At 41.6% G+C, this 22,046-nt stretch carries 18 protein-coding genes; 12 read left to right on the top strand and 6 right to left on the bottom strand.

The features are described 5' to 3' along the window. The first annotated feature begins 133 nt into the window (after nt 1-133). The 4 genes from OCU77_RS07695 to OCU77_RS07680 all read left to right on the top strand — a co-directional run bounded on the left by OCU77_RS07695 (nt 134) and on the right by OCU77_RS07680 (nt 5,073). Nucleotides 134-1,570, top strand: a complete 1,437-nt coding sequence (locus tag OCU77_RS07695) for a hypothetical protein (RefSeq protein WP_239685811.1) — start codon at nt 134-136, stop codon at nt 1,568-1,570. Nucleotides 1,571-1,799: 229 nt separating this feature from the next. Further along, on the top strand, nt 1,800-3,377 hold the full coding sequence (locus OCU77_RS07690; RefSeq protein WP_107302438.1) for a protein adenylyltransferase SelO: 1,578 nt from the start codon (nt 1,800-1,802) through the stop codon (nt 3,375-3,377). Nucleotides 3,378-3,614: 237 nt separating this feature from the next. Then, a complete protein-coding gene (locus OCU77_RS07685; protein WP_107302457.1) occupies nt 3,615-4,652 on the top strand; it encodes an acyltransferase in 1,038 nt (345 codons plus the stop codon). Nucleotides 4,653-4,674: 22 nt separating this feature from the next. Further along, nucleotides 4,675-5,073, top strand: coding sequence for an OsmC family protein (locus OCU77_RS07680; RefSeq protein ID WP_107302437.1), 399 nt, complete (start codon nt 4,675-4,677; stop codon nt 5,071-5,073). A 118-nt stretch (nt 5,074-5,191) separates the two neighbouring features. Here the strand turns inward: OCU77_RS07680 and OCU77_RS07675 are convergent, their stop codons facing one another. Then, nucleotides 5,192-6,082, bottom strand: a complete 891-nt coding sequence (locus OCU77_RS07675; RefSeq protein ID WP_048897263.1) for a putative PEP-binding protein — start codon at nt 6,080-6,082, stop codon at nt 5,192-5,194. Nucleotides 6,083-6,376: 294 nt separating this feature from the next. Here OCU77_RS07675 and OCU77_RS07670 point away from each other — a divergent pair, with 294 nt between their 5' ends. From OCU77_RS07670 to OCU77_RS07650, 5 genes are all read left to right on the top strand, one after another. Continuing rightward, nucleotides 6,377-7,432: a 3-deoxy-7-phosphoheptulonate synthase gene (locus OCU77_RS07670; RefSeq protein ID WP_048897262.1), complete on the top strand. Its 1,056-nt coding sequence runs from the start codon at nt 6,377-6,379 to the stop codon at nt 7,430-7,432. Nucleotides 7,433-7,490: 58 nt separating this feature from the next. Beyond that, nucleotides 7,491-7,973, top strand: coding sequence for a YajQ family cyclic di-GMP-binding protein (locus tag OCU77_RS07665; protein WP_048897261.1), 483 nt, complete (start codon nt 7,491-7,493; stop codon nt 7,971-7,973). An 871-nt stretch (nt 7,974-8,844) separates the two neighbouring features. Next, entirely contained in the window at nt 8,845-10,140 is a 1,296-nt protein-coding gene (locus OCU77_RS07660; RefSeq protein ID WP_048897260.1) for a serine/threonine transporter, read from the top strand. Nucleotides 10,141-10,319: 179 nt separating this feature from the next. Continuing rightward, a complete protein-coding gene (locus tag OCU77_RS07655; protein ID WP_048897259.1) occupies nt 10,320-10,925 on the top strand; it encodes a DNA-J related domain-containing protein in 606 nt (201 codons plus the stop codon). Between the two features lie 122 nt (nt 10,926-11,047). Next, complete coding sequence (locus OCU77_RS07650) at nt 11,048-11,887, top strand: pirin family protein (RefSeq protein ID WP_048897258.1); 840 nt, start codon at nt 11,048-11,050, stop codon at nt 11,885-11,887. Between the two features lie 115 nt (nt 11,888-12,002). Here OCU77_RS07650 and OCU77_RS07645 read toward each other — a convergent pair whose 3' ends face one another. The 3 genes from OCU77_RS07645 to OCU77_RS07635 all read right to left on the bottom strand — a co-directional run bounded on the left by OCU77_RS07645 (nt 12,003) and on the right by OCU77_RS07635 (nt 14,566). Continuing rightward, nucleotides 12,003-13,085: a porin gene (locus tag OCU77_RS07645; RefSeq protein ID WP_048897257.1), complete on the bottom strand. Its 1,083-nt coding sequence runs from the start codon at nt 13,083-13,085 to the stop codon at nt 12,003-12,005. Nucleotides 13,086-13,321: 236 nt separating this feature from the next. Then, entirely contained in the window at nt 13,322-13,822 is a 501-nt protein-coding gene (locus OCU77_RS07640) for a pilus assembly FimT family protein (RefSeq protein ID WP_084711678.1), read from the bottom strand. Between the two features lie 378 nt (nt 13,823-14,200). Next, nucleotides 14,201-14,566 (bottom strand): helix-turn-helix domain-containing protein, encoded by a 366-nt coding sequence (locus OCU77_RS07635; protein ID WP_048897255.1) that lies wholly within the window; start codon nt 14,564-14,566, stop codon nt 14,201-14,203. Nucleotides 14,567-15,005: 439 nt separating this feature from the next. Here OCU77_RS07635 and OCU77_RS07630 point away from each other — a divergent pair, with 439 nt between their 5' ends. Beyond that, nucleotides 15,006-17,501: a hybrid sensor histidine kinase/response regulator gene (locus OCU77_RS07630; RefSeq protein ID WP_048897254.1), complete on the top strand. Its 2,496-nt coding sequence runs from the start codon at nt 15,006-15,008 to the stop codon at nt 17,499-17,501. Nucleotides 17,502-17,686: 185 nt separating this feature from the next. Here the strand turns inward: OCU77_RS07630 and OCU77_RS07625 are convergent, their stop codons facing one another. Further along, nucleotides 17,687-19,408, bottom strand: coding sequence for a chitinase (locus OCU77_RS07625; RefSeq protein WP_107302436.1), 1,722 nt, complete (start codon nt 19,406-19,408; stop codon nt 17,687-17,689). 420 nt (nt 19,409-19,828) lie between these two features. Between OCU77_RS07625 and OCU77_RS07620 the strand changes: the two genes are divergently transcribed. Together OCU77_RS07620 and OCU77_RS07615 are read left to right on the top strand one after the other, a co-directional pair. After that, nucleotides 19,829-20,185, top strand: a complete 357-nt coding sequence (locus tag OCU77_RS07620; RefSeq protein WP_048897253.1) for a hypothetical protein — start codon at nt 19,829-19,831, stop codon at nt 20,183-20,185. Between the two features lie 221 nt (nt 20,186-20,406). Beyond that, on the top strand, nt 20,407-20,850 hold the full coding sequence (locus OCU77_RS07615; RefSeq protein WP_048897252.1) for a DUF411 domain-containing protein: 444 nt from the start codon (nt 20,407-20,409) through the stop codon (nt 20,848-20,850). Nucleotides 20,851-20,937: 87 nt separating this feature from the next. On the opposite strand, the gene OCU77_RS07610 is transcribed toward OCU77_RS07615, so the two are convergent. After that, the gene (locus OCU77_RS07610; protein WP_048897251.1) at nt 20,938-21,912 is read right to left on the bottom strand and encodes a hypothetical protein; all 975 of its coding nucleotides are present in this window, start codon (nt 21,910-21,912) and stop codon (nt 20,938-20,940) included. Nucleotides 21,913-22,046: the final 134 nt, after the last annotated feature.

Genomic DNA, 22,046 nt, shown 5'->3' with positions numbered 1-22,046 from the left:
AACGCTGCCTGACCAATCTGGAATATTTTTGATGAATTTTCATGCTATTGACATTTAGCGCTATAAAATCAACTGCTAAACGTAACTTAAATCAACTAGAATAAGAAAAACTAACAAGAGGTATATTGTCAGCGTGATCACTGTTGAAAAAAAAGATGGGCATAAACTTAAGATTTCCCATGTTATTCAAGAAACAACCAATCGACAGTTAGATTTCTATATCTTCGTGCCTGGTGAACTAGGGCTTACGGATAAAATCGTGAGCGAAGATGAGTTTTATCACAATGCTATTCATGGCAAACGCACCTACTTTAGTGACGTTAACCACCTTCCTCTTGTCCACAGTCGCCTTGCTAGCCGTGGCAAACTATCTACTGAACAATATCGCTTGAGCTTGAGCTTGTACGCCTATCAGTACGCATTGGCGCTTGAAAAAACCTCTGAGCAGCTTTTAGATGATAAGCAAGAGCGTACCATTGAAGAAGTGGAAGAAGTTGCACAACTGACGGTTCGTATTCTAAAACGATTACGCCGTAGTATTCCAACCGACAAGAAGCTCCTAAAATACTACGAAAATATCGATAATTACCTCTCTTGGTTTACTGAACAACGTTGCCTTGCCTTAGTCGCGCACTTGCCTCGCGGTAACGACTACAATGAAATCCGCGATATGTTGCTCGATGTATGCAATAAAGAATCCGAGCACCGTACTAAACACAATTATAACTCTAACAAAGCCTTGCAAGATCCGACGCGTATGTCGAACAAAATGCGCTTATTGCGTCGTTTGATCGAATACCCTGTCACCATGAACGAGAAAACCATTGAGCTGGGTAATAACACGCGAAAAATCGTGACAGGTTTTGCTGCAGGCTTTGTGATGATCTTCGTGACCATCATGCTAATAAAAGCCCGTGGTGTATTGGGTGATATTACTGCCTCTTTCATCGTTGTGCTGTCTTTCATTTATGCCGCACGTGAAGTCTTTAAGGATGATTTAAAACAAGTGCTATGGCGCTTAGTTCGTAAAAATAAACCTAAGTGGCGCAAGCAATTTTTTGATGCCAATAGTGGTCATCTAATCGGACGTCAGTTGGAGTGGCTAGAGTATACTCAGTTCAGTAAGCTCGACAGTGAAATACGTAAAGCACGTAAGCACAAGGTTTCTCAACGCGAAGAGGCCGTACTGCACTATAAAAGCACCACCCGAATGTCACCGATCAAATTCCTGAGTGGTTATGAACAGACTCGTGAATCTATCATGCTTGATCTTCGTGTAGTTGCGAGCTTAATGGAAAAAGGGTCGCAGCGTATTTACCAACTTAAAGACGGGCAAGTTACCAAAGATTCCGTTGAAAAGCGTCATCTCATCAACTTGATCACGCAAGAAACCGATGAAGACAATACGACGCGTATTCAGCGTTGGAAAATCATTATGAACCGTTCAAAAGTGGTCGACATTGAAGCAATAGACCTAACACCGAAGAAAAAATCATCTGCGAATAAAACGGATACGCAAAGTAAAGACGACAACGCACCAAATAAAGACGAACAGTTACCCATATTCTAACGCAACCCCCTTCCTGTAACAGTGAATGGCTACACTAATGGTATGGCACTAGATAGGGTTTAATTCGTAAAGCGAAGATAACCCTACTTTTTGTCCCTTGTTAGCCGCTGAAATATTGCTACCTTATAGCTATCGCAACACGTGATCACTTACGGCTTAGATATACATTACAGCCAGTATGAAGTTGTGATCACTTCGCCTATTTCAGATTGTAAAAGGATTCGTTGTCATGACGCGTACATTAGACCAACTCGTTTTTAATAATAGCTTCAGCCAGCTTCCTGCCTCCTTTTACACTTCGGTAATACCTCAAGCGTTAAGCGAACCACACCTAGTGAGCTTTAATCCTAAGGTGTGTCAGTTACTCGAATTCAGTCATGAGGAGGTAACCACGCAGCGTTTTGCTCAGATATTCAGTGGCAACCAAGTTCACCCACGCTTTTCACCTCTTGCAATGAAATATACCGGGCACCAATTTGGTCAATATAACCCTGATTTAGGTGATGGTCGTGGTGTATTACTTGGTGAGGTTGTGACCTCTACTGGTGCTAAGTGGGATTTGCATTTAAAAGGCTCGGGGCTTACCCCCTATTCACGTCAAGGGGATGGTCGCGCCGTTTTACGCTCCAGCATCCGTGAGTACCTCGCCAGTGCTGCGATGGCAGGATTAGGCATAGCAACAACACATGCGCTCGCTATTATCGGCAGTACAACACCTGTTTATCGAGAACAAGTAGAGCAAGGTGCTACCTTGATCAGAGTTGCTGAAAGCCATGTGCGGTTTGGCCATTTTGAATACCTTTTTTATACCCAGCAGCATGGTGATTTAAAACAGCTTGCTGATTACATCATTGAACACCACTTCTCTGATTTAAGTTCGCATTCCACCCCCTATGCAGCTATGTACCAACGCATTGTTGAGCTAACCGCGACGTTAATTGCGGATTGGCAAAGCGTTGGATTCGCACACGGAGTAATGAATACCGACAATATGTCTATTTTAGGGCTAACCTTCGATTACGGTCCCTATGGCTTCCTCGATAATTACAATCCCCACTATATTTGTAATCATTCAGACTACTCAGGCCGCTATGCCTTCAACCAACAACCGAGTATCGCTTTATGGAATTTGGCCGCACTGGGTTACGCACTTTCTCCGTTAATCGAATCAGATACAGCCAACGCAGTGTTAGATACTTTTGAGCCTTTACTACAGACGGCTTACAGCAAAAAGATGCGGGCTAAATTAGGGTTAATAACGGATAGTGACCAAGATGGGTATTTATTTAAAAATCTATTTAACTGCTTAACAGCGTTACAGCTGGATTACACCTTATTTTTCAGAACACTGTCATCAATCCCTGCTACTGATATTGCCTCAAGTGCAGACAGGCTATTCGCGGTGGCTTCTGACAATACATCGTTAAAAGCAGACGATACCAGCACCGAGAGTGTTCGTAACAAAAAAGAAAACCAAAACAATGAGTACAGAGCACAACTAGCAACGTGGCTGAATGAATACCAGCAACGTGTGAGTTTTGAACTGATAGATTCTGAAATAAAGGGTGGTAACAAGCATAGCGATCAAGCTCGCCAACACCTGATGCTGGCAAGCAACCCCAAATTTATATTGCGTAACTACTTAGCCCAACTCGCTATCCAAGAAGCAGAACAAGGCGACTATTCGCGTATAGAATCGTTGATGGAGGTGCTGGCATCCCCCTTTGATGAGCACCCCAAACATCAATCGATGGCCAAACTTCCACCTGAGTGGGGAAAAACGTTAACGATCAGCTGCAGCTCTTAATCAACCACCCTATAAGTCACCACGCTGTACGCAGCATAATATTACCTTGCTAACATTATGCTGCTGTGTAAAAAATCGACCTCACTCACAACTCAAAACATCTTCTTTGTTATCTCACCATTTCAATCAATTTTGCGTTTTATAAAACTAGTAATTTAAAACGGATTCAGGATACTGACAGCTCTAATTTAATTCAGATCTTAATTGCATTACTTCATGAAAACGCAAAGCCAATCGATGGTTCCGACCAAAATAATGAGTGTAGAATGTTGGCGTATTATTGCGCTCATCGCGATTATTACTATTCATGCAAAACCCTTTTCAACAGCCCCGCTTTTCGATGGCGAGCCTTGGCTTTCATTAGTTTTAAATCAAGCTGGTCGTTTTGCTGTTCCCCTCTTCTTTTTATTGGCGGGCTATTTCATTGCGCCAAAACTACTTAATAGTCCCTTTAATACCCTAAAGCGCTACAGTTTACCGCTTTTAAAAGTCTGGTTCGCATGGAGTATTATTTGCTTATTAGCCCCTTTTAATCTGACCGTATTCTTTGAGCAGGGTTACCTTGCTGAGCGTCACGGCTACTGGCAGTTTCTATTGAATAACCCTCTCAATACGTTATTTGAAGGGGGGCTTGTTCACCTTTGGTATATTCCTGCATTAGTTTGTGCAATTAGCATTATTGCGCTACTGATTCGTTATAATAAAAGTAACCTCTTACTACCACTCGCGATCGCCTTATACATCTACGGTTTAATGGCTGGCAGTTATCAGCCAATATTTGACTTAGAAGCCCCTATTTTTACACGTAATGGGCCATTCTTTAGTTGTCTACTGGTCGTTATGGGATTTGAAATACGAAGAAACAACTGGCACTGTCAATACCATTATGCCGTTACGTTAGCGCTACTTGGTATGCTATTACACTTTTTTGAAGCCACTTATTTACTGCGCTTTGATGCTCCATTTAATACACATGACTTTTTAGTCGGTACACCGTTTTGGTCGTTAGGCCTCTTCATGGCGTTATTAGCCAAGCCTCACTGTGGTGAAAGTCGACCAAGAATACGAACTGCAATTTTAGATGCCAGTAAAGATGTATTGGGTATGTATGTCGTGCATTTACTGGTGGTTATTTACGTTTTCAATATAGCCCGCCTAATCGGTGTTGAAGGCCTGTGGCTAGATATTAGTATTATCCCACTGGTCTTGCTGATCTCTATCGGTATTACTCGGTTAATCAACAAGACACCACTTCAACGCGTGTTACTTCGCTAAGCTTAAAACAGAGAACGCTAGTATGAGTATTCAATTAACATGGACGGGCGACAGCCAGTTTAATATCACAACAGAAGGCGGTTTTAGCTTCAAGGTTGATGCAACCAGTAATACCGCCCCTTGCCCAACAGAGATATTATTATCAGCTTTAGGCTCATGCAGTGCGACGGATGTCGTTTTACTCCTTCAAGAAAAAGGTTTTAACATCACTCATTTAGAAAATGAAGTGACATACACCTTGACGGAAGATGAACCTCGACTCTATGAATCGGCCAACCTACATTTCACTGCATCAGGCACTCATCTAACAGAAGACGATATCATTTCAGCCGCACAAGAAGCGGTATCAAAACACTGTCATGTTTGCCTTATGCTACAGCCAACAATCGCAATCAGTTGTTCTGCCAAGGTACTTGAATAAAAGGTGCTGGAATAAACAGAAATGCAACAGAGATACGCAAAGGCCTCAAAGCGATCGAATAAACATTGTTAGTAATATAATAACGACCAAGCCTATGTTGGTCGTTTTCTATTTAGCTCTAAAGGCTTGGCTTGATGACGTGCTCAATACCTTGCTCGTGTAGCCAACGTACCAATTTGGGGGAATCATCTAGATGTCGGCTGATCAACTCACACGGTTTCCCTGCTTTTTCTGAAGCTTTAAGCACTTGGCGTAACAAGGTCAAAACGGCTTCATTTTGCTCATCGTATAAATACGTCAGTGCTTGGTGGTCAGGATCTAACGCCAACGTAAACTGTGCTAACACATCAATATCCACCACCATGCCATCAAAATACTGTAAGAAGGTTTCGGCAAGTAAGGCATTCGCTGGCAACTCAGCCAAAATATGCACTTTCAGCCCTTGAGCACCACGGCATAAACCTTGCTCTGCTAATAAATCAATAATGGTTGCGGCTTCACTAAAAGTCCGAACAAATGGGATCACCAGTTCAATATTCTGGCAACCTTCCTCCGAACGGGCTCGTTTAATCGCTTCGCAATCTAAAATAAAACTTTTCCGGTGTGCTGTATTGGCATAGCGAGATACCCCGCGTAACCCCATTGCCGGATTTGTTTCAAGGGGTTCTAACTCACTGCCCACACGATCTACACGCGACGATGATTCAACACTAGAAAGTGCCACACGTAATGGCAGATCTTTCAGGTGCTTCGCCGCTTGGATCAAAAGATTGCTTAACTCCGTAACATAATGCTCTGCGGGTGGACAATCACCACAATCTTTAATGATCGACGCCTGTTCTTCTGGATTTAAAGCAGCAAGGTGTGAATAAGCATACGGATGATAAGGAAACTGATGCTTGACAACATCGTCTAACGAAAACAGCCCAATGGTGTCTGATTGTGCTAACAGGGAGGGTTGAGTTAAGACGATGGAGGTCGCAATAACGGATTGGGTGGTGTTGGTCATAAGGCTCTAATTTCACTCCTATCTTCCATGACGAAAACAAAATACATACGTTTGCAACATGACGTATAAGGCTTCTTTTATCAAGAAAAATTGAAAGGTTTTATTCACCTTATCTATTCTTTAGTGAATTAGCTAAATAACGTTTAGTTAGCAATGCGTTGTAGATTCGTAACAACTCGATGGATTTTTAAGGAAAAACTTATGTCATATCACATGTTTGGTTTATTCCTGTTGGCTTTTGGGCTATCTTAACGCGTCGTTAATTTTAGAGATACCAAGGTAGGCGCACGTATTATGCCAATGAAAACCGATGAACTCCGCACAGTTAGCTTAGGGGCTATGCCTGCTCCTGCTGAAGTTGAAGCGGCCTACCCAATTACAGATGATATTGCAGAGCACGTAGCGCAATGTCGTCGCCAAGTTGAAAACATCCTCACTGGTAAAGACTCCCGCCTTTTGGTGATTGTGGGTCCATGTTCTGTCCATGATACCGATGCTGCGATGGATTACGCTCAGCGCCTTGCTGATATTCAAGACCAGTACAAAGACGAACTTTGTATTGTCATGCGAACGTACTTCGAGAAACCACGCACTGTCGTGGGCTGGAAAGGTTTAGTCTCTGATCCACATTTAGATGGCAGTCTAGATTTAGTCACGGGTCTATATAAAGCACGTAAACTGCTCGTTGATATCAATAAGCTTGGTCTGGCGACAGCTACTGAATTTCTCGATATGATTACAGGTCAATATTTGGCCGATCTTATCTCGTGGGGTGCGATTGGTGCACGTACCACTGAATCTCAAATTCACCGTGAAATGGCGTCTGCCCTTTCATGCCCAGTTGGTTTCAAAAATGGTACCGATGGCAATATTAAAATTGCTGTTGATGCAATCCGCGCCACGCGTGAGTCGCACATTTTCTGTTCACCAGCCAAAGATGGTCAAATGACGATCTACCGAACGTCTGGTAACCCACACGGTCATATTATTCTTCGTGGTGGTAATGAGCCAAACTATAAAGCATCAGATATTGCAGCGGCTTGTCATACGCTTGAAGGCTTTGAATTACCACCTCGTTTAGTGGTTGATTTCAGCCACGGCAATTGTCAGAAACAGCACCGCCGCCAACTGAACGTTGCTGAAGATATTTGTACACAAATTCGTAATGGCAGCACATCTATCGCTGGTATTATGGCAGAAAGCTTTATTGCTGAAGGCAACCAAGCTGTGAATACCTGTAAACTTGATGAGCTAACATACGGTCAGTCTATTACTGACCCATGCATCAACTGGGAAGACACAGTAACTATGCTTGATATGCTTGCAGACGCAATCAAACATAAACAATAAGCATTAAAATTAAGGGTGCGCCCTTTTTTGTTAACTTAATAAGATTAGGATTATACACATGCCATCTTTTGATATTATTTCTGAAGTTGATCTAGTAGAAGTAAGAAATGCTGTCGACAACTCAGCGCGTGAACTTGAAACTCGTTTCGATTTCCGCGGTGTTGATGCAAGCATCAAACTAGAAAAAGAGGCAGTTAAAATCACAACTGAATCTGACTTCCAACTTAGCCAACTTGTTAGCATCCTTCGCAGTAACCTTGCAAAGCGTTACGTTGATGCACAATCAATGGAACAGCAAGCCACTACGCGTACAGGCAAGTCATTCTCATGTGTAGTTGAATTCAAGCAAGGTGTTGATCAAGCTATCGCTAAGAAAGTTGTTAAGCTAATTAAAGAAGCCAAACTAAAAGTTCAAGCATCAATCCAAGGCGATAAAGTGCGTGTAACGGGTAAAAAGCGAGACGATCTGCAAGCAACTATGGCGGCAATTCGTGAAGCTGAATTGGGTCAACCACTGCAGTTTGATAACTTCCGCGACTAATCCTAGTTATCGATTTATCGCTAAAACGCACAGGTCAAAAGCCTGTGCGTTTTTTTATCTCGCAAACCAAGCCATTCCCCTCACCCAGCTTATTCCTCATTGGCATTCCACTTTCTACCCATATTTTTCTTTAGAAATGGTTGAACACTGCCTTTTTTGTGTTCTTATTCTCACACATTTCTTTCTTACCCGTTCTTTTTCTATTTCTTTCCATTTGCATCCAGTGCATTTATTAATCAATTCGGTAATAAAAACCAAGGTTACATCAAGGTGAAAAATAGGTAACTAAGTCCCTAAATAGCTTTTTTGACGATATATAATTTAAAAACACATTTCATAATTTTTTATTCATTGTCATTAATTTAAGCAGTTACGTATAAATGGCAAACTTATCGCTTAAATATACGCCAACCAACAAAATAAAATTTGTTATACAAATGATATTTTTTACACAAACGATGCAGAACTTGTCAGAAATCAATAGTTGTACCACAGTTAATCCCCTATACTTCCCACGTCATCAGGGTTTCATTAGTATTTATAAGGTTTTAATTAGAGATACACAGCACACATTGGCATTAGCAGTTTTTTTGGCCGTATGGATACGCTCGTTAGACCTAGGAACCGTCGCTTGTTTAGCTTTGTGAATTATCTTAATTCACGCTCGTTACACAATATCACCCATCTGCTTCTCTCTTGCCTGTACAGTATGTACTGCACGGCAATGTTCACTGCTTGTTATCGTTCGTCCTCGACGAAACATGGATGCATTACTTTTTCCCGCCCAACTCATCAACTGGGCTGTAACGAGTATCACTAGCGTAAACCCTTTGAAGGCTATATCAATATACCTATAAAGGAGATGTCCATAATGGACACTGTGAAAAACAATACTGTTGACTCTTCATCTGTAAACAGCGCAGCCAAACTTGGCTGGAGCAAAAGCGATACTATTTGGGTTCTTGGCCTATTTGGTACTGCTGTAGGTGCTGGTACGCTTTTCTTGCCGATTAACGCAGGTGTGGGTGGTTTGATCCCGCTAATCGTTATGACTTTGCTTGCGTTACCTATGACTTACTTCGCACACCGTGGTATGACACGTTTTGTACTTTCAAGCTCTAACCCAGGTGCAGATATTACTGAAGTAGTTGAAGAACACTTTGGTGCGGGTATGGGTAAAGTAATCACCTTACTTTACTTCTTCGCTATCTACCCGATTCTATTGGTTTACAGCGTTGCACTGACTAACACAGTAGAAAGCTTCATGGTGAACCAGCTTGGTATGGTTCCACCAGCACGAGCAATTCTTGCACTAGCACTTATCATCGGCCTAATGGCTGTTGTACGTCTTGGTGAGCAATTGATCATCAAGGCGATGAGCGTACTGGTATTCCCATTCGTTGCTGTTCTACTGATGCTTGCGCTTTACCTAGTTCCTTACTGGAATGGTGCTATTTTTGAACAAGTAATGCCTACTGAAGGCGGCTTCACCACTATCCTTATGGCTGTGTGGTTAATCCTTCCTGTAATGGTGTTCTCATTCAACCACTCTCCTGTGATCTCTTCTTTCGCTGTTGCGAAACAAAAAGAGTACGGTGAGCAAGCAGAGAAACAATGTTCTCGCATTCTTGCTCGCGCTCACATCATGATGGTTATGGTTGTTATGTTCTTCGTATTCAGCTGTGTACTTAGCCTTTCTCCTGCGAACCTTGCAGAAGCTAAAGCACAGAATGTTTCGATTCTTACGTACCTATCAACGCACTTTGAAGCACCAACAATTGCTTACGTTGCGCCTGTTGTTGCGATTATTGCAATTACTAAATCTTTCCTAGGTCACTACCTAGGTGCAAGTGAAGGTCTAAATGGTCTAGTCGTTAAACTAGCACGTGACCGTAACAAAGAAATTGGCCCTAAAAAGCTAAACACTTTCACTGCGCTATTTATGCTTGTAACAACATGGGCAGTTGCAACTATCAACCCAAGTATTCTTGGTATGATTGAAAGTCTTGGTGGTCCTATCATCGCGATGATCCTATTCATCATGCCGATGTACGCAATCAACAAAGTACCATCTATGCGTAAATACTCTGGCGCAATGAGCAACATCTTTGTGACAGTTATTGGTCTAATTTCTATCTCTGCAATTTTCTACTCTCTTGCACAGTAAGGTTTAAGACAAACAATACTAAGGCCATCATTTGATGGCCTTTTTTGTAGCCAAATTTCAGTAATCGGTATCAAGGGAAAGCACAAGTCTGCTAGAGTTATAGGGTGTAAGTTAGTATGTTATTTGTAAGCTAGTCACTAATAGTCAGATAAAAACAAGAATAAACAAGAAGAACATTTATGCAGATTGATCAGTATTCAGAATATGACAACCCGCTAATTTGGCCAATGATCTCTATCCTTCAACACCAGCCTAAAGGCTGGATGATCCATACGCTGTCTGAAGAACTAAAGCAGCAAGGTATATGGTCTCAGCTGGATGATGATCCCGATAAAGACTTGTTCAAGCGTAACTTCCTATTAATGAATGCGCTGTACCAACTACAAGAAATGCTGCTACCTAAGCAATGGCTACAGGCCCATGCGATGGACATCTGCTTAATGCCCAATAAGCACTCAGCAGAGAATACCATTGATATAAATGATCCACTGCGCAGTTACTATTTAGACTGGGCAAATTACAATGCCGACAGTGATACGATTCAGGAACTACTTTCTTCTTTCTGGCGACGCTACCAGGATCATATAGGCCACCAAGAAGCTGAAATCAGCATCGCAAATGCTCGCCCTGAAGATCTCGCTTTGTTTGAACTACCTGCCGATGCAACACCACAACAAATCCGTAAACAATGGCGAAAACTTGCTTTACGCTGGCACCCTGATAGACCAGCAGGCGATGCCATTAAGTTTCGTACAATCTGTGAGGCTTGGCAGCGACTGCAATAATCACGACTTAAATTAGTCATTCAAATTTTTAGAACAAGCTGTTCGTTTTAGTCCTCTTTTTCTCACACTATGCTGAGCCTACACTCTCACTATGAATTATATAGCGACTCAAGGGAGTAGATATGGCCTACCGAACAGTGAATCAAATTCTTAAATCACACTCGTCATCTGATGGAGACGGTGTACGTATTCAGCGCGTACACGGATTTGATAACCCACACTTCAGCCCATTCTTAATGATTGATGAACTCAAGTCACTCTCACCTGATGACTATATCGGTGGATTTCCACCCCACCCACACCGTGGTATCGAAACGTTAACCTATATGCTTAATGGCCATTTCCAGCATAAAGATCACTTAGGAAATGTTGGTGAACTTCGCAGTGGCGGCGCACAGTGGATGTCAGCAGGTAAAGGGATCGTTCATAGTGAAATGCCAATCATGGCGAATGAACAACTGCACGGCTTTCAGATTTGGATTAATCTCCCTGCCTCGAAAAAAATGTCAGATCCTCAATATCACGATTTTCAATCGAATGTCATTACCGAGAAACAGCTTAGTGATAACAGCCTGCTCCGCATCATTGCAGGTGATCTTACTATTGATGGTGAAACCCTCACAGGGCCGCTGCTACAAACGGGGGTGCCGCTTACCGTAGCCGACTGGCAAGCAGATAGTAATGATAAAATGCAAGCATGCTTAAACCCAGATTTCCAAGCCATGTTGTATGTGTATCAAGGGGAAATCAGTATTGGCGATATTTCCGTCGCACAAGGACATTTAACCTTGCTATCGACAGGCGAAAGTTTAGCAATAACAGCCAATGAACGAAGTGGGGTTTTACTGTTAGCGGGTACACCAATCAATGAGCCGGTTGTGCACTACGGCCCTTTTGTAATGAATAGCATGGATGAAATTAACCAAGCCGTTGAAGACTATCAAAACGGGACTTTCATTTAGAGGACTCCTACCTACCGCGTAGATCTGCTCTCCTATTAGGATCAAAAAGCCCTCGAACGCTTTATCTAGCATCGAGGGCTTAACCATGACTTCCCGTGAGAAGACTTAGTAATAATTAAAACGAGTAGACAAAGTTAAAACCGCCGCCATTGTCTGTGGTACTAGAGTTAGCACTGAACTCATTCAATTTGTTTTGCTTCGCTTCAAACGTAAGAATCGTTTCTGGCGTGAATGAATAAGCAAGACCTAATGCGTACACTTGACGATCACCGTTAATACCGCGAGCATCTTCTTTGAAGTTCACGTTAGAGGCGTAAGCAAATGGACGGAAGCCCGATTCAAACACATAATGCGCATATACATCGAACGCATCAGCATCTGCCCACTCAGCAGTACTAACACCACCTAACAAACCTGCTTTATGGATTTTTTCACCCTTAGTGTACGCTGTCGCAACTTTCAAGCCACCACGCACATACTGACCACCAATGGTTGTCGCTGTTTGCTTATCACCGTCTTTCAGGCCATTAACTGAACCGCTTGTAACGCTCACTTTGTTTTCTAGGTAAGCAACACCTAAGCTCAATCCAAAATCAAAATCGTAACTGGTTGACGCCGCAATGTTATGGTCACGTTTCACATCAACCGTAGACGTCGAATCGGTACTGGTAAAACCGTAGTGCGCAGAAACATTCAAACCATCTTTACTGTAACGGTATGCGGCCAAGTTATCACCACGACCTGTCGCCGCAAATCCACCATCCGTACCTTCAGAGTATATAGGTGTCGCATCAGGGTCGATGATCACCATGTTATCCATGTAACGAGCAACATCATGATATGCAGACCATTGTTTACCAAAACGTAGGCTACCAAAAGTATCATTCTTCACTGTCACATAACCTAAGCGGTTACGGAAGTTAGCCTTGCCAGAAGATGGCGAGTTAAGAAACTGATCCCACTCTAATTTAGCGTCTATGCTGGTATCTGAAGTTAATTGACGTTCAAAACCAAAATTTAAGATACTGCGACCTGCCGAGAAAATTTCGTCATCACCCCATTTAGGTTGAAAGGCATCCAGTACAAATACACCACCTACATCAAATGTCGTTTGATCATCTTCATAAACGGTAATTGCTGAAGCTTGGCCAGCGAACAAAAGGGTTGGGATCAATACTGCTGATAGTTTTAATTTCATTATTTAACAACTTCTAATGATAAATGTAATAATAGCTCTAAGTGCAAAACTAAAGTAACAGATCAAAAAACAAATTGTAATAGCGAACTAGTACAAAATTGCACTTTTTTATCTCCACTCTTTATTTTTAAAAGCTATATTGTGCTTCATCCGACAATTAGAAGTAAAAAACAAACCCTAGAAGTAAAATATCGCAAGCGCTACAATTTATTTATTAACCTCACAAAGAGACAGGTTTAACACTCGTCAGAAATGACCTCTACACTAACTGCTTTTAGGGTATTCTTAACCACAACAAAACACTTCTTAGCATCATCACTCATTAGATCTCTTGGTGTATTAAATATCTTACTTAGTCCAAACCTAAGGGTGTGCTCTTTTTCATTTCCTGAATTGACGCCATAGAACCACTCATCCAAGTTCACATGTAATAACTCATGTACACTCATACCCAACCAAACAGGGTAGCCATACCGCACCCAGACAGCTACATTATTCTTCCTATCTATTACCAGTTTATGCTCTGGGAGCTTATCGATCCCTTCTATAATTGATTTCCCAAAAACCTGTTCATTTGCAGTTAAGATTGAAGCCTTAAGCCCATTCATCGCTGCAATACGACTATCGACTTGTATAGAAAAAAACCTTGGCCAGGCTATTAGACTTAATGTACTCACTAACACTATGACTACAATTAACTCTATGAGGGTGAAGCCATTCTCTTTATGCATATTCATCAATATATATTCGTGGAATTAAATTGGATTTAATTTAATTGATAAAAAAGCGTTATATATACCAATTAAAACAACTTTCTTGATTAAATAGTAGCAATGCATTTAAATCGACATCAACTAAAGGAATGGATATAACACTATAATATTGATACTTATCGTTTGAAGGGGAACTTTGGATAAATCACTGCGTCATCACGGCAGTATAAATGTAACTAATCGCTACAAAGATAAAATAGATTCAGCTCTACTTTACCCAATATATAAATGAGAGATAAATGAATAGCCGACAGTTTAAGCTATTTTTGTATAGAAAAATAAACCCCTACTCTAATTAAAAAAGAATAAGGGTCGTTGTTGCAAAGTTACGAAAACAATAATCTAAAGGGCGTTTGTTTCACTTGAGCCGTGTTCATACTCAACAATCAGCTGGTTACCGCTGTAGCGTACATTGCGTATCTCGCCATCTAGAATAAAACGGTTAGTAAGCAATACACTGCCATTGTTAGTACTTCCTATATTCTTGCGTAATGAAGGAAGTGTTAACAAAGGGTCAACGCCAATAAAATCACAAAATTGATTCACGAACTTATGCTCTAAAGGCAGTTTCCCTCGTAGAATATCGGAAAAAACCAACTGACTCATACCCAGTTTTTTTGCCATTTCAATCTGCGTCACACGCATTTTCGCTTTATAGCTCATCCATGTGTCATGTAATATTTGTTGATCTTCTTCTGTGTATTGCATCCCAAATTCCTGCCGCACTTCAGCCTTGTGGCTTTATTTATCGTTACTAATTGCTGCCTACATCACGCTAAGTTCTTCTTAATCAAACCCGTTGATGTGGTGTTAGCGCACTGAAGTATTAGAGCCGATAGTTCAGTATTGAATGTCAGCGTAACGTAAGGCTTACGAGCATTGAGGTGTTTAATCATAACAAAATGTATCTGTGTCTATTTTGCACCACAACTGACTAATTTTCGCTCTCCACCCACAACAACTCATAACATCGTCGCTCATTACAAGTTAAGCCACATAACCAGTGGTAATCCTACTTACCCGATTTATAAATGCCCCACTTCGCATATTGATAAAAAACCTGACTGCAACAACCTTCCGCACTCACTAAACAAGAATATTTTAGTAAGTTAAAGGTGGGATATATTTTGTTTCAAGGAAGATCTCAATGACCAGAGCAAAAACGCATTCAATACAGACACTACTCTACTGGGGAACAGGCATTATTATGGCTTTAGTTCTCATTTTCTTTTACGCCAACAGCCAACTGGATAAAGAAGAAAACGAACTTCATCTATTGCAACTAGACATTGCATTATCATCCCAGCAGATGCTAATGATGCGTCGACATGAAAAAGACTTTCTTGCTCGCCACGACAATAAGTACGTTGCAAAAATGTCAGATGAAGCTAAAGCCATTAAGTCCCGCCTACTGACAATAGACGATAATATGGCAGCACACAGGCTTAAGGCAGATTTTAATAATAACAACACGCTGGCTGCCATTGATGCATACCAAGCGCAATTCAAACGCCTTACCGACACGGTCTACCTTATTTATGGGGATACTCAAAACACGGGGGCTGCCGATAAGCTCAAACAGTCAACGTTAGATTTTGAGCGAGTTGCCTTTACGGCTAATGATGAGCAATTGACTTATCAACTCATCGACCTCCAATCTTTACTGATTGCATTTTTTAAAGATTTTGATACCACCCTTATTCCACAAATAGACCTAGCCTTTGACAATCTTCAGCAACGCGTAAATACACAGACAAACAACCAACAGCTCAAGATTCAATTCTCTCAATTTTCAGACCATTACTACCTATTAAAAGGCTATTTTGAAACACTCGGCTATGACCACAATTCTGGGCAACTTGGCAAGCTGCGCGCAACCATTCATAGCGTCGAATCCAATTTAAGTAGTCTCTACAATATTATTCCCAGCTTGATACAAAATAAGCTGTCTAATTACATGTTCTATCACAACCTATTAGCTGGCTTACTTGGCTTATCCATTCTTGCCGTGCTGAGTTTTGTTATTCGCTCAGTATCAAATTTAGAGTCAGCGCTTGTCAGATCCCGTGAAAAAGAAACCAAAGCAAACCGTGCTAAAAGCTCATTCCTTGCCAACATGTCTCATGAAATTCGTACCCCATTGAACGGTATTATTGGCATGACAGAAATACTGGCAGATTCCAAGCTATCAGCGATTCAAAAAGATTACCTCACAACCATTAATTCATCATCCCAAACATTACTGATGCTGATTAACGATGTGCTTGACCTTTCCAAAATTGAATCAGGTCACTTGGAAGTTAATGCCCATACCTGCGATATTCGTGAAATTATTTACGATACAGCTGCGCTTATTGCACCTAAAGCCCAACAAAAGAATGTCGATTTGCGCATTAATATGGATGCCAATATCCCAGATTATGTCCGTGCTGATGAACAAAAAATCCGCCAGGTGATGATGAATCTCGCATCAAACGCCATCAAATTCACTCAAAAAGGCACTGTCACTTTCACACTTCAACGTGTTAATCATAATGACGATAGTTTTAAATTTTACTTTGCTGTTAAAGATACAGGTATAGGCATTGATAGCAGCAAACATGACCAGGTTTTTGAAGAGTTCAAGCAAGAAAGTAACAGTACATCCACAACCTATGGTGGTACGGGCCTCGGGTTAGCCATTTCATCCAAAATGATAAAGATGATGGGTGGTAACATTGAAATCACATCGGAAAAGGGCCAAGGATGTGAATTCTACTTCACAATCCGTCTTGCCAAAGACCCAGAGAAAAAAGTACAAAAAAATGAGCATAAATCTATTGTTTACTGCTCGCCAAAAGCTGATGAATTACTTCTGCAAAACCTACAAACACTGGGCTACCCAATTACCCTATTAACGTCACCAAAAGATCTCGCTGCAGGTCTTAACCAAGTGAATGACCATGTAACAAAAAGCAGTATATCCACAAACAATCATGAGCCCGTCCTCATTCTTGATGTCGATGCTTTTGGAAAAGAAGTCGATACAATCCATGAATTGTTCCCTCGCCTACCACTACTGCTCGCACGTCAGAACAATGCCGACAAACCTGATTATGGTGATAAAGTTGCAGGCTACATAACCTTACCGCTACTTGGTAGCCGTTTGGATGCGCTGATTAAATCAGCAAAAGCATACGATGCAAGGTTAAGTCATAGTGAGCTCGATGAGGATGGTGAATTAGCAACAGCAAAACCAATCTCTTCTTCTGAACACAATGGCATGGTATTAATTGTTGAAGATAACGTCGTTAACCAAAAAGTCGTCTCTATCAACCTAAAGAAACTGGGGTACCACTATGAGATTGCAAATAATGGTGCAGAAGCTGTAGAGATATTTAAGCAGCAACACCAGAAGGTATCGCTGATATTAATGGATTGCATGATGCCAATTATGGATGGGTTTGAAGCAACACAGACTATCCGTGATTTCGAGCAGCAACAACAGCTCAGTGGCACGCACATTATTGCGCTTACTGCATCCATTCTTGATGATGACATCCAACGCTGTTTTGATTCAGGCATGAATGATTACCTTCCTAAACCATTTCGTCGAGAAGTGTTAATCGAAAAATTAGAAAAACATGCTGTGTGTGAAAACTAACCTTGAGTCGAGTGAATAGCGCCGCTCAGAAGAAGGCCGCGCTCAGTGGCTTACTTAAGAGTACGAGCAATGATCTAGTTAGTTCTATATAAGAACCAGATACAAACAAAAATGGCTTTAAACTCAGTTTAAAGCCATTTTACTTACCACTTCATTAACGTTTAGTTGGTATCAAGTCCGATGTTTTATTTACAAACTTCTTCCGCCCAAAACCAATTTGAAGCCGTTGGTGTTTCCCAAACCCCAGGGTTATTTTTAGCGACAAAACATTTACCCACATTTGTAACTTTATCGCCATTTGCTACTTTCGTGACACCAGCCTGCCATTGAATATATTCACCCGGCGTTGGATCAGGCGTAGGTTCAGGTTTTGGGTCTGGCGTCGGATCTGGGGTTGGTTCAGGCTTTGGGTCTGGTGTAGGCGCCCCATCGCAAGGAATGCTATCCCAGAACCAATTTGGCTGTGTCGGTGTATCCCAAACACCAGGGTTATTCTTTGCTACAAAGCACTTGTTCTGATAAATCACTTTATCACCGTTAGCGACTTTGGTTTCACCTGGTACCCAAGGCGTAAATTCCCCTGGCGTTGGATCGGGATCTGGGCCTGGTGTAGGTGGCTGTGGATCTAACTTATCCACTACACGTACTTCAGGCCAACTTGCATGGGATTCATATAAGTTAGTCACACACTTCTCATAATCACCTGCAACTAGCGCAGAATATGCTGTTTGGAAGCCCACTAATGAACACTCAAACGAGAACCCTTCAGGACGATCAGCGTAGTATTTCCAGTTACCGTCCCAGTTGGTGTATAGCACGTCTGTTGCACCATTAAGGTTTAAGCTACCATAAGGTGTTTGCTGCCAGCACGTATTGGTTTCATCAGCTTCAATCGGAATTTGATAATACGAAGATAAGCCTTCCCAATAACGAATACGGTTAACAGGCTGACCTTTATCTTTGTTTTGTTCACCACATTCAATACCACCATTAATGACATTAATTGTGGTACCAAAACCGTAACCTATACCCGCATCAATTTCACGTTGTGAAGGTATCCAAGTACGATCAATAACATGCAGCATGGCTGGTTTAGGCGCTTGAGGTGTTAAGAAAAACCAAATGGCAGAAGCGAGATTAAGCCAAGAGTCGGCAACCAAGCCAGGATTATTCAAGAGTACACTTGCATCCCCATCATACATAACTTCAGAGAATGCGCCGTAGTTAAAATGATAAGAGAGCTGTTTAGCACCGCGTCCAAAGTACCCTTGCCCAGCAGCACATGGCCATTTTTTATTTTGCCAATCATTCTGACCACAGCCTGTGGTATAACCCACTTGACCTTCTGACCACCCCATCTCACGCACATGCACAAGCGCTTGCTGCCATTCTTCCAGCCCCAAAGGGTTATCCCAATGGTTGTCTTTCGCTATGTGCCCACCAGTTTCTTGGGCAAAGTGTGCGAAGGCCGTTACGATAGACTTCTTACAAATAGCATCTGCGTTTCGGCCATCAGTATAATCACCACAAAATGCGGGGAATTTACCTATCGCACGTAGGAAGCGAGTATAGGTATATTCTGGCGCAGCCATCTTGGTTAGGAAATCCCACTCCGCATAAGGAAAAACACGCTCAGCACGCTTAACGTTAACAGGGTTAGTTGCTAAGCCAGGCTCAATCGCTTCCACTTGCACATTTGGCAGTGTTCGGAGTGCTTGCGCCCATACCCCATACATAGGGTCCGCCGTTTTCGTCTTTTCGACCGCTTCAACATCGGCGCGCGAAATAATATAACCAGTTGGATTAAGGGGATCAGGTTGGATATTCATTGCATGAGCACTTGCGATTAAGCTACTTGCAACGAGGCTACAACCCACTAACAGGGTAAGATGTTTCAGTTTAGTCATTAGAATAAATCCTTTTTATATAGACGCTGTATTTAAGTGATACTTAGAATCTATGTCGTTACATGTCGGAAAAACAAAGAGATATAGCTAGCCAAACTGCAATAAAAACACTTATATTTTTCTAACATTTACTAAGGATAAATCGCTATTACGCCACTTGATTATAAACACGAAAAAAGAAAGTCATTCTTAGAACGACATCTGAACAATTACTGTCGCCTAGTTGGAAATTACAGTAGAGAATGGAATCGCGGTCAGAGTTCACTTGCGTCTCGCTAAGGTAAAATAAACCAGCTACAAGACAAGTCGAACAGCCTAAGGATGAGGTCGTTATCAATTTTAATCATAATTATCTTTCTAAACATAAAAACACACGTATAATTCACTGTATTCAATCACCATTATTTACAGGAGCGTAATATGAAACAGTTTAACCGTTTCATATGCCAGTGGGTTATCGCAGCCCTACTGCTTACCTTCTTGCCACTATCGGCAAGTGCTTCTGTAATGGCTGACAACTCTTCCCTCACACATACTATGGAGAACTGTTGTAGCTCAGAAATGATGCAACAATCTCACTGTATGTCGATGCAAGGCGATGGTGATTCAAAAACAACTTGCCAAAGCAGTGATTGTCATTCAACAACCGCATCTGCCATTTTATTTGTTCATCAATTAACTATGTCGACAATGCCAGACAGCCATAATTATGGTGACCCTGTCAGTCAACTGTTTGACTATTCTGAACGTATTTTAAGGCCTCCTGTTCAAGCATAAATCAATCTGTACCTAGGGCTGCTGTGCTTTTTGTCATAGCAAGCTTGCTACATGCCATTCAACTATGGCCGTATCTCATTGATTTACACACCCTCTATTCAGTAAAAGCAAATAGAGGTCTTGAATATATTAACCTGTTCTATTCATTCGCGAAGCAAAGCCTTGTGCAATACATACAAGCCTCGTTTACTCACAATAGAATGGGAACTTTAGGAGTTACCATGAAATTTTCACGTTTAGTTGCCCTATCACTGCTTACTTTTAGCTCTTTCTCAATGGCCAAAGCAATTCAAGGCACAAACTATCAATCACCGTATTGTGGCTGTTGTGGCGCATGGGTTGAGCATATGGAAGAAAATGGCTTTGACTTAGATGTAGTAAAAACAGCTGAAATGACACCCATTAAAATTAAGCTCGGCTTACAGCCTGAACTTGCGTCATGCCATACAGCCCAAATCGACGGTTATACCTTTGAAGGTCATGTGCCAGCTGAAGACATTAAACGCTTTTTAGCAGAAAAACCGCAGCGCATGATTGGTCTAACCGTACCAGGCATGCCTATTGGTTCACCTGGTATGGAGCAAGGCGATACCAAACAAGCATTTGAAGTATTAGCATTCGATAAGAATGGTAGAACCATGGTTTGGTCACGCTACAACCAATAAACGACACATAAAGACAGTTAGTCATACGACAACGCCCAGCAATACTGGGCGTTTTACTATTCTTCTACTATCTATTAAACCGCCATACTACAAACGCGCAAATAGCTCACGATTTGGATCTTCCTGCTCTGCCCATAAAGGATCAGTTTCCCGCTTTTCTAAGTAGATCTGTAAGCCATTAAAATAGGTGAAAGCGACCATTTCTGAGTCTTTTGCAAAGTGCTCGAAAAATGCATCTTCTTGAACGGCAAGTTTGTGCAAGGTGTCAATCCCTCGCTCCAGTGCCCATTGAATCGCATAAGCTGAAATTTGTGTCCGATACAAAATCAAATCATGGATCTCACTTATCGAAAATTCGCGTGATCGCGTCGACGTAACAGCAGGACTATCCACCATTGACTCGTTGACGGCTTCTTCTGCAAGAAGCGCTTTTAAGCTATCTAAACTGGCTGCAATTTGTGCATCAGAATACCCATAAGACGTTTTACAAAAACGTAAAGCATAGGCCATTTTACTGCGGCCAACTAACTCAACAACTTTCTCTAAATAAGGTTGAGGAATGCCATGTTTCAATGCTAACTGCTGCACAGCATGATTTAACCCTGTGTAACAAATGCCGTCAAATTCAAACTGGAAAACATTGGTCATGCCAGCAACAGGAATACCATCAATGCTAACCGGCCATCCCTGATAATTAACCCGCTCTTTCGCGATCTCGAACATCGCCCATGCACTTTCACGAAAGCCCTCTAAGGCTTTACCTTCAAATTCGCAATCTTCTAACTCTTCTTTTGTCCAATTCACGCCAATCTGTAGATGTTTTGCATAACGCTTATGCAACTGCTCTTTCACTTTATCGCGCAATAAATCTAAGCTACTCACCTTGATTGATTTACAGCTAGTGAAACATTCTTGGCAGCATGGCAACATCAAAGGGTGAGCTTGATGCTCGTAATTAGGCGATGGCATAAACCCATATGATTCAAAATAAGGCTCACCACAGAACCAGCAGGTGTGACGATAGTTGAAGGGTACATCGATTGACTGATAAAGGTCTGTCATAGGAATATCTGCACTTATGCCATTGGCGGTATGTAACGTTATAAACGCATTATGCTCAGCCTTCTTGTTTTCCTCAAGTTTATGAAGGCAGCCTCCTCCTCTTAGACGAAAATTTTCTCTGAAATTTCATTCAA

It is taken from the genome of Photobacterium swingsii, from assembly GCF_024346715.1.
Taxonomy (GTDB): Bacteria; Pseudomonadota; Gammaproteobacteria; order Enterobacterales; family Vibrionaceae; genus Photobacterium; species Photobacterium swingsii.
The sequence above is the reverse complement of the archived record's forward strand: the minus strand, read 5'-3'. Positions and strand labels throughout refer to the sequence as shown.

Bases quoted from the DNA above. Each gene is read 5' to 3' on its own strand.
- OCU77_RS07690 (WP_107302438.1), top strand. From the start codon at position 1,800: ATGACGCGTACATTAGACCAACTCGTTTTTAATAATAGCTTCAGCCAG.
- OCU77_RS07685 (WP_107302457.1), top strand. From the start codon at position 3,615: ATGGTTCCGACCAAAATAATGAGTGTAGAATGTTGGCGTATTATTGCG.
- OCU77_RS07680 (WP_107302437.1), top strand. From the start codon at position 4,675: ATGAGTATTCAATTAACATGGACGGGCGACAGCCAGTTTAATATCACA.
- OCU77_RS07675 (WP_048897263.1), bottom strand. From the start codon at position 6,082: ATGACCAACACCACCCAATCCGTTATTGCGACCTCCATCGTCTTAACT.
- OCU77_RS07670 (WP_048897262.1), top strand. From the start codon at position 6,377: ATGCCAATGAAAACCGATGAACTCCGCACAGTTAGCTTAGGGGCTATG.
- OCU77_RS07665 (WP_048897261.1), top strand. From the start codon at position 7,491: ATGCCATCTTTTGATATTATTTCTGAAGTTGATCTAGTAGAAGTAAGA.
- OCU77_RS07660 (WP_048897260.1), top strand. From the start codon at position 8,845: ATGGACACTGTGAAAAACAATACTGTTGACTCTTCATCTGTAAACAGC.
- OCU77_RS07655 (WP_048897259.1), top strand. From the start codon at position 10,320: ATGCAGATTGATCAGTATTCAGAATATGACAACCCGCTAATTTGGCCA.
- OCU77_RS07650 (WP_048897258.1), top strand. From the start codon at position 11,048: ATGGCCTACCGAACAGTGAATCAAATTCTTAAATCACACTCGTCATCT.
- OCU77_RS07645 (WP_048897257.1), bottom strand. From the start codon at position 13,085: ATGAAATTAAAACTATCAGCAGTATTGATCCCAACCCTTTTGTTCGCT.
- OCU77_RS07640 (WP_084711678.1), bottom strand. From the start codon at position 13,822: ATGAATATGCATAAAGAGAATGGCTTCACCCTCATAGAGTTAATTGTA.
- OCU77_RS07635 (WP_048897255.1), bottom strand. From the start codon at position 14,566: ATGCAATACACAGAAGAAGATCAACAAATATTACATGACACATGGATG.
- OCU77_RS07630 (WP_048897254.1), top strand. From the start codon at position 15,006: ATGACCAGAGCAAAAACGCATTCAATACAGACACTACTCTACTGGGGA.
- OCU77_RS07625 (WP_107302436.1), bottom strand. From the start codon at position 19,408: ATGACTAAACTGAAACATCTTACCCTGTTAGTGGGTTGTAGCCTCGTT.
- OCU77_RS07620 (WP_048897253.1), top strand. From the start codon at position 19,829: ATGAAACAGTTTAACCGTTTCATATGCCAGTGGGTTATCGCAGCCCTA.
- OCU77_RS07615 (WP_048897252.1), top strand. From the start codon at position 20,407: ATGAAATTTTCACGTTTAGTTGCCCTATCACTGCTTACTTTTAGCTCT.
- OCU77_RS07610 (WP_048897251.1), bottom strand. From the start codon at position 21,912: ATGACAGACCTTTATCAGTCAATCGATGTACCCTTCAACTATCGTCAC.